At 68.1% G+C, this 6,861-nt stretch carries 5 protein-coding genes and 3 pseudogenes; 3 read left to right on the top strand and 5 right to left on the bottom strand.

Going from position 1 to position 6,861, the window contains the following annotated elements; translation table 11 throughout:
- Positions 1-171: pseudogene (locus BUB97_RS27130) on the bottom strand (IS21 family transposase); the annotation flags it as partial.
- A gap of 133 nt (positions 172-304) precedes the next feature.
- Here BUB97_RS27130 and BUB97_RS24980 point away from each other — a divergent pair.
- Positions 305-835 carry a hypothetical protein gene (locus BUB97_RS24980; protein WP_073140549.1) on the top strand — a complete coding sequence of 177 codons (531 nt, stop codon included), beginning with the start codon at positions 305-307 and terminating at the stop codon, positions 833-835.
- Positions 832-3,894 carry an ATP-binding protein gene (locus BUB97_RS24975; protein ID WP_073140547.1) on the top strand — a complete coding sequence of 1,021 codons (3,063 nt, stop codon included), beginning with the start codon at positions 832-834 and terminating at the stop codon, positions 3,892-3,894. Before BUB97_RS24980 ends, BUB97_RS24975 begins: the two co-directional genes overlap by 4 nt.
- A 50-nt stretch (positions 3,895-3,944) precedes the next feature.
- Here the strand turns inward: BUB97_RS24975 and BUB97_RS24970 are convergent, their stop codons facing one another.
- From BUB97_RS24970 to BUB97_RS24955, 4 genes and pseudogenes are all read right to left on the bottom strand, one after another.
- A complete protein-coding gene (locus tag BUB97_RS24970) occupies positions 3,945-4,337 on the bottom strand; it encodes a type II toxin-antitoxin system VapC family toxin (RefSeq protein ID WP_073140552.1) in 393 nt (130 codons plus the stop codon).
- A 369-nt stretch (positions 4,338-4,706) separates the two neighbouring features.
- Positions 4,707-4,802, bottom strand: a pseudogene (locus tag BUB97_RS26050) (transposase); the annotation flags it as partial.
- 74 nt (positions 4,803-4,876) lie between these two features.
- Positions 4,877-5,482, bottom strand: coding sequence for an exopolysaccharide biosynthesis protein (locus tag BUB97_RS24960; protein WP_073140543.1), 606 nt, complete (start codon positions 5,480-5,482; stop codon positions 4,877-4,879).
- 196 nt (positions 5,483-5,678) lie between these two features.
- Positions 5,679-6,572, bottom strand: a complete 894-nt coding sequence (locus BUB97_RS24955) for an extracellular catalytic domain type 1 short-chain-length polyhydroxyalkanoate depolymerase (RefSeq protein ID WP_073140541.1) — start codon at positions 6,570-6,572, stop codon at positions 5,679-5,681.
- Between the two features lie 39 nt (positions 6,573-6,611).
- Between BUB97_RS24955 and BUB97_RS26650 the strand changes: the two are divergent.
- Positions 6,612-6,861: pseudogene (locus BUB97_RS26650) on the top strand (IS21 family transposase); the annotation flags it as partial.

Here is a 6,861-nt window from a genome sequence, read left to right as displayed (position 1 = left end):
GGCCGGCAACGGCCAGGACAGCCCAGCCGCCCGGGCACGATAGACATAGGCAGCCACCGCTCCCTTGCTGATGCCAACCGCGGCCGCAAGGGTCCGGTCGCTCAGTCCAGCCTCGAACTTCAGACGCAGTACGTCGCGGATCCGTCGCATCGACAATCTCTCAGTAGGCATCAGGCAGACCCCGTTCAGAACGAGGTCCCTTAGCCGGCTCAGACTGTCGGCAATCCACCCCAGGCAACCCTCAACAGGGTGCCCACGATCCCGTGGAATCCGTGCCCACCATCCCGTGGAACCGCTGCCCACGATGCCGTGGAATCACTGCCCACCATCCCGTGGAATTCGCAGCCACCTCGCCCAGCACCTGGACGTCGCCGCCCGCCAGCGGTCCACCGTGCTGGCGTGGCTGCCGGAGATGAGCCAGGCGGCGGTGTTCATGCTGACGCGCTCGGCACACCTCGCCCTGCTCGACGGCGATGCCGACCCCACGCTGGAGGTGCCCCCCGCCAGGGCCACCGACGCCGCGGTGGCCGCGTGGCGGGCCCTTTCGGCCCTGCTCGGCCGGGAGGAACAGGCCCGGGCAAGACTGGAGACGTCCGATCCCGGCGTGCTGGGTGCGGCGCTGCTGGCGCTCACGCCCGGCGCCTACCGCGGCCGTGCGAACCTGCTGGGGGGCATCCGGCTAGTGCCCACGGGCCGGATGATGGTGGGCGGGCGGGACGTCTATCCCGGGCTCCTCCGCGCCTGGGCCGGCCGTCCCGAACCGAGGCCTGCGGTCCCGGTGTCCTCCGCCCCCCTCCCCGCTCTACACCCCGCAGCTCCAAGGAGGGCCGCATGATCGGCGCTATCTCCCGCCTCCTGGCGGGCCTGTCCCTCACCCTGAAGCAGCCGATCGGCACGTTCTGCGACGTCGAGACCACGCATGGCGACGCCCTCGTGACCAAGCATTCCGACTACCTCAGCGTGATCCGCATCGAGGGCATGCGGAGGATGGCCACCCGCGCCGACGTCGAGCGTATCGCGCTCGCCCAACGGATGGACCTGTCGGGCGCCCTGGAGGATCCGGGCCACGCCATCATGGGCTGGTTCATCTCCGACCCCGACCAGTCGGCCGTCGAGATCGACCGTCTCAACCTCCATTCCTGTCGAACCATCGCGCGCGAACTGGGGCTGGACGTCAGCGACGTGCTCAATGAGCGCGCGGCGCTCTGGCCCAAGGTCATGCGGTGGGAGGCGGCCTACTACGTGCTGTGGACCCGTCGCTCCGTCCTGACCAAGGAGGAGCGCAAGCAGATGGGGGAGGAGCAGTCCGCCCTGGCTAAGGCGGGGCCCCGTGCGGGTGACAGCCAACGCTACTATCTGCGGTCCGAGGTCATGGCGGCGCGCCACGACGCCTTCGTGCTGCGCGTCGAGGCCGCCCTGAAGGCCAACGACATCGCCACCCGCGGGCTGGGCGCGCACGAGGCCCTGAAGCTGGTGCGAGAGGCGGTGTACCGCGAGACCTCCGGGTCGGACTGGAAGGCCACCCTCATGGGTGACCGGGTGATGCCGAGGGCCACCGAGGACGAGGCCCGAAAGGTGGATGCCGCGCCCGGCATGCTGTGGCCCGCCATCCGCGAGCAGATCTTCCACGCCGACGCCGAGACCCAGGGCGGCCAGCGGGTCCGGATCGGCGACAACGACTACGCTCCCGTGGATATGGCGGTCGGACCGGAAGACCCCCGGCCCTTTGTCGAGTTGTCGGCTCGGCTAGGGCAGGACCGTATCCCCTGGCGCGGCTCGATCCTGATCGAGGGTGGCGGGCGCTCGGCGATGCTGCTGAAGTCGATCGGCGCCACGGCGTTCTCGATGTTCCCCGGTAACGCCGACGTCCGCCGCGCCTTCGAGGCGTTGAAGCAGGAGCGTGACGACAACGGCCATGTCGGGGTCAAGCTGAGGGCCTCCTTCGCCACCTGGGCACCGACCGGCGACACCCAGAAACTCCGCCGTCGCGCCTCCACCCTGACGCAGCGGCTGGAGGGCTGGGGCAACTGCAAGGCCACCAGCATCTCGGGCGACCCCCTGGAAGGGGCATTGAGCAGCGTTCCGGCCCTGGCACTCGCCTCGACCGGCACGCCGGGCATCGCGCTGCTGGGCGACGCCTTCGCCATGCTGCCCTGGAACCGCTGCGCCTCGCCCTGGGAGCAGGGATCGGTCCTGTTCACCCGGCCCGACGGTGCGATCTGGCCCTACGAGCCCGCCGGCAGCTCCAAGCGCCCGCTCGTGTGCGACATCTTCGTGGCCCCGCCGGGCTCCGGGAAGTCGGTGCTCGCCAACACGATCAACCTCGGCCTGTGCCTCAGCACCGCCGTTCTGGGCTCGCGCGGGGCGAAGCTGCCGCTGATCGGCAAGGCCGATATCGGACCCTCCGCCCAGGGGTTCGTGCGGTTGGTGCGCGAGGCGCTGGGACCGGAGCGCGAGCACGAGGCCATCTTCGTGACCATGCAGTTCCGGGCGGGCTACGAGTTCAACATCTTCGACCTGCAGGTGGGCTGCACCTATCCGCTGCCCATGGAGAAGGCGTTCCTGCAGAACTTTCTGTCCCTTGCCACCATGCCGCCGGGTCAGAACACGCCCTTCGAGGGCCTGAGCCAGCTGATCGGCTACGTCATCGACGAGGCCTACCGCCTCTGTACCGACGTCCCCGGCGGCTCCCCGAAGCCTTACCGGGCCGGTGTCGAGCCGGCCGTCGATGCCGCGCTGTCGAGGCACGGCATTGTGCTGGAGCACGCCGAGCCCTGGTGGCGGGACGTGGTGGACGCCCTGATCGACCGGCAGGAATGGCGGCTCGCCGAGGTGGCGCAACGCCATGCGGTTCCGACCCTTGAAGATCTGGTGGTCGCGGCCAGAGGCGATCAGGTGCGCGACATCTTCGACGGACTGAAGATCTCCACCACGAGCGAGGACGCGATCGGGCTCTTCGAGCGATACATCTACGACGTCATCAAGAAGTTCCCGACGCTGAACGCACCGACCAGGCTGGACTTCGGGCCGGCTCGGATCATCGTGCTCGACCTCGCTGCCGTGGCGCCAACCGGCTCGGCGGTGAACGACCGGCAGACGGAGATGATGTACCTGCTGGCGCGCCACATCCTGGCGCGCAACTTCACCCTGCACCCGGACTACGCCGAATACGTTCCGGAGAAGGTGCGCGATTACCAGCGCAGCCGGTTCCAGGAGATCATGGAGTCGGTGAAGCGGCTCGACTACGACGAGTGGCACCGCACCAAGGGAAGTCCGCAGGTTCGCGATCAGGCTGCACTGGACGTGCGCGAAGGGCGCAAGCACAACCTGCAGCTGGGCTTCGCGTCGCAACGGCTGAGCGACATGGGCGAGGAGCTTGTCGGCCAGTCCACGGGACGGTTCATCCTCAAGACCGGCGACGAGAAGGAGTGCAACGAGGTCATCGAGCGCTTCGGGCTGAGCAAGGCCAGCGCCGACGTCGTGCGCTTCGCCCTGCAGGGGCCGGGCCCGAAGGGGGCGCCGTTCCTGGCAGTGCTGCTGGCCGGGGGCGCGAAGTACGAGCAGATGCTGGTGAACTTCCTGGGGCCAGTGGAGCTGTGGGCGTTGAGCACGACGCCCGGTGACACGGCCCTTCGCAACCGGCTGTACGCGGCGCTGGGGTTCAAGGAGGCGCTACGGCGGCTGTCTCGGGTGTTCCCGCGCGGTTCCGCCGTGGACGAGATCGACCGGCGGAAGAACGAGCGCCTGAAACGCGGCGAGTTGGACGCCCGGGCGGAGGCCGGTGTGGTGGACGAACTCGCCGCCGAGCTCACCGACGGCCGCGGCTTGGGCATCGTGCTGCGCGATGTGGCGCAGGACAACGAACTGTCGCGGCGGATGATGGCCGCCGAGTAAGTCCGCCAAGGAGAAGACCAGGTGTGTTCGCTCTGAACACACCAGAGTGGTCAGCCCGGTATCAGCCAGTTTTCCACCCGCAGGCCGCGGATGCGTCGGAACTCTCCAACATTCGCTGTCACGAGAGTGGCTTCCAGGGCGTAAGCATGCGCGGCGATCAGCAGGTCATTTCCGCCAATCGGCTGACCCGCCGCCTCCAACTCGGCTCGTAACCCGCCGTACTCGGCATCGGCTGGAACCTCGAGCGCCATCACTGGCACCGCACCAAGGAAGGCCTCTACCCGCTCGAGGAGCCGGGATGATCCCTTCTTGGCGCAGCCATAGCGCAGCTCTGCTGCCACGATGATACTGACGCAGACAGCGGCCCCCGCCCCCCTCGCCTTGCGCGCTGCTGTTCCGGTAGGATTGCGGATCAAGTCGCTGACGATGTTGGTGTCCAACATGTACAGCACGATCAGAAGATATCCCGAGCGACCGGTAGCGGATCCTCAATGTCCGGAAGGGTCTCCTCCATAGGCTCCCAGCTGTCGAGCAACGCTGAAAGGTTCTTGGATCGGACAGGTTCAAGGATGAGTCGATCACCGTCGCGGCTGATGATGGCCTCATTGCCGGGGAGTTCGAACTCCACCGGTATCCGGACAGCCTGATTCCGGTTGTTACGAAACAAGCGGACTTGCCGGGGTGCGGGGTGGGACTGCGGCATATCAGAACCCTCCAAGTTGGGGTATGCCAGACATATGCCGACTGACCAGCACTGAAGCAAGGGTGTTCTGCTTCTGGTGTCATCCACCTCAACGACGCCACGCGCCGTTCGCTGTCACGAAAGCGGCCGTGCCGGTTCTTGCTGAGGGTCGAGTGGTCCGGCACCGGCTCGGTAACCCGAGACGGCAAAACCAGCAGTAGGCGAGGTACGCTGTCGGCGGCCATGACCAAGCCGTCATTGATTTTCACGGAGACGATGATCGTCGCGGGCGGGCTCCTCCTAGAGCAGGCCAGGCACCCAGCCCGTAGCGCTGAACGCCTCCCAGGCGAGGATGGCTGCGCCGGCCACGACAATCGCCGCCGTGAGCAGCCCGACAAGGAGCAGCAAGCCATCCTGCTCGACATAGGCGAAGGCGATCAGGGCGACGACCAGGGCCGGCGGGATGTTGCTCAGCGGCAGCGGGACGAAGAAGCCGACGCTGACCGGCAGGACGGCCGCGCCGACAGCGCGCTTGGTGGTCTCGAAGGGCGTGGTCCAGCGGGGATGGACGACCTTCTCCAGCAGGCGGAGGACCGGGACGACGCCGCGGACGAGGCGGGCGAGCGGCCGGGCCGCGATCGGCCGCGCCGCCACCGCGCGGGGAAAGACCGGGCCGGGGTGGGCGCGCAACATCTGGTAGGCCGGGATGGGCAGGAGGAGGCCGACCGCGACCGACACCCCGGGCAGGGCACCGAGGAGCGCCAGGAGGAGGAGAAGCACGCCGAAGGACCGGTCGCCCAAGCCCCGCAGGAGCCAGTCGAGTGTGACGTGCTCGGCGGGCACTCGCAGGAACAGGTCCCCCAGGACGACGGAGGTTGGCTGGCGCTCTGGTGGACTGTTCTGCACTGATGGACATCCCCTGGCGATTCCGCGTCAATGGGCTGAACGGTTCACCAACGCCTGGACGGGACCACCGTCTCCGTCGCCACCGGTACAGATCCGAGACGACGGTTTCGTCGCCTCATGCCCTTCCGCGGGGTGGCGACCATCCTACGACCGCCCTCGCCGCTCCAGGTCTTCGATCTTATCCGATCCATCCGGCTCAGCCATTGGGCGAGGGACGCGGATGGTCGAGGAAGAACCGGAGCATCTCACGGGATGCGTCAGGTCCCTTCGGGTCGGTATAGGACCCTGCAGGGCTCCCGCCGGCCCACGCATGGCCGCCGCCGTGAACGACCCACTGTTCCAGCACCGTCTCGCCATCCGAGCCACTGTAGAGGGTGCGGCTGTACGCGTGCCCGCCCGAAACCTGACCCTGCTCGACCGTCGTGCGGAGGCGTCCCGCACCGGCCTGGGCCATTACCCGGTCACCGTTGACCGGGTTCACCGTCGTATCGCGATCCGCGTGGAACACGATGGTCGGGACGACCCGACCGCCATGGGAACCCGCCGCCGCGCCGGCGTTCCGCCCCGTAGACCTTGCGCCACCTCCACGCATGGCGGCGAAGGCCGAGGGGATGTCGCGTGCTGCCCCGCATGCGAGGCCGGAGTGGACGCCCACCGCAGCGTAGAGGTCGGGGTACGCCTCCCCCATAATGGCGGCCGCGGCACCGCCGGCCGAGAGTCCGGCGACGTAGACACGAGCCGGATCCACCACCCAATCGGCCATGACCTGGCCGGTGATGCCGGCGATGAGCGCCGGCTCCCCGCGGCCACGCTCCTGATCACCGGGGCTGAACCAGTTCCAGCACTTCTGCGCGTTCGCCGAGGCTGGCTGCGCGGGGTAGGCCACGAGAAAGGCGTGTTCCTCGGCCAGGGCATTCATCCCGGTACCCGCGGCGAAGTCATCCGGCGACTGGGTGCAGCCATGGAGCATGACGACCAGCGGCACCGGCTCGCCCCGATAGGAACTCGGGACGTAGAGTGTTGATTTGCACTGAGAGCTGACCCTGTAGGAGCCGAAGTTTTCGCTGAGAAATGACCCGTGTCTGTTCACCTCCCCGGCCGGATGGCCGGGGTTATCGGAGTGATCGACATGGAGTTGTTGAGCGTGATCCGCCGGTGGCACCACCGGGACCGCATCCCGATCCGCGAGATCGAGCGGCGGACGGGCCTGTCGCGGAACACGATCCGCAAGTACCTGCGGTCGGATGCCGTGGAGGTGCGGTTCAAGGTCCCCCAGCGCCCGAGCCGCCTGGACCCGTTCGCCGACAAGCTGTCGGAGTGGCTGAGGGTGGAGGCGGGCAAGGGCCGCAAGGGGAGGCGGACGGTGCGGCGGATCCACG

Source organism: Muricoccus roseus (assembly GCF_900141905.1).
In the GTDB taxonomy this organism is placed as follows: domain Bacteria; phylum Pseudomonadota; class Alphaproteobacteria; order Acetobacterales; family Acetobacteraceae; genus Roseomonas; species Roseomonas rosea.
Note: the sequence above shows the minus strand (reverse complement) of the source record. Positions and strands in the feature narration are given on the sequence as shown.

What these genes read in the sequence shown, in the direction of transcription:
- BUB97_RS24980 (WP_073140549.1), top strand. Translation starts at nt 305, where the DNA reads ATGCCGTGGAATCACTGCCCACCATCCCGTGGAATTCGCAGCCACCTC.
- BUB97_RS24975 (WP_073140547.1), top strand. Translation starts at nt 832, where the DNA reads ATGATCGGCGCTATCTCCCGCCTCCTGGCGGGCCTGTCCCTCACCCTG.
- BUB97_RS24970 (WP_073140552.1), bottom strand. Translation starts at nt 4,337, where the DNA reads ATGTTGGACACCAACATCGTCAGCGACTTGATCCGCAATCCTACCGGA.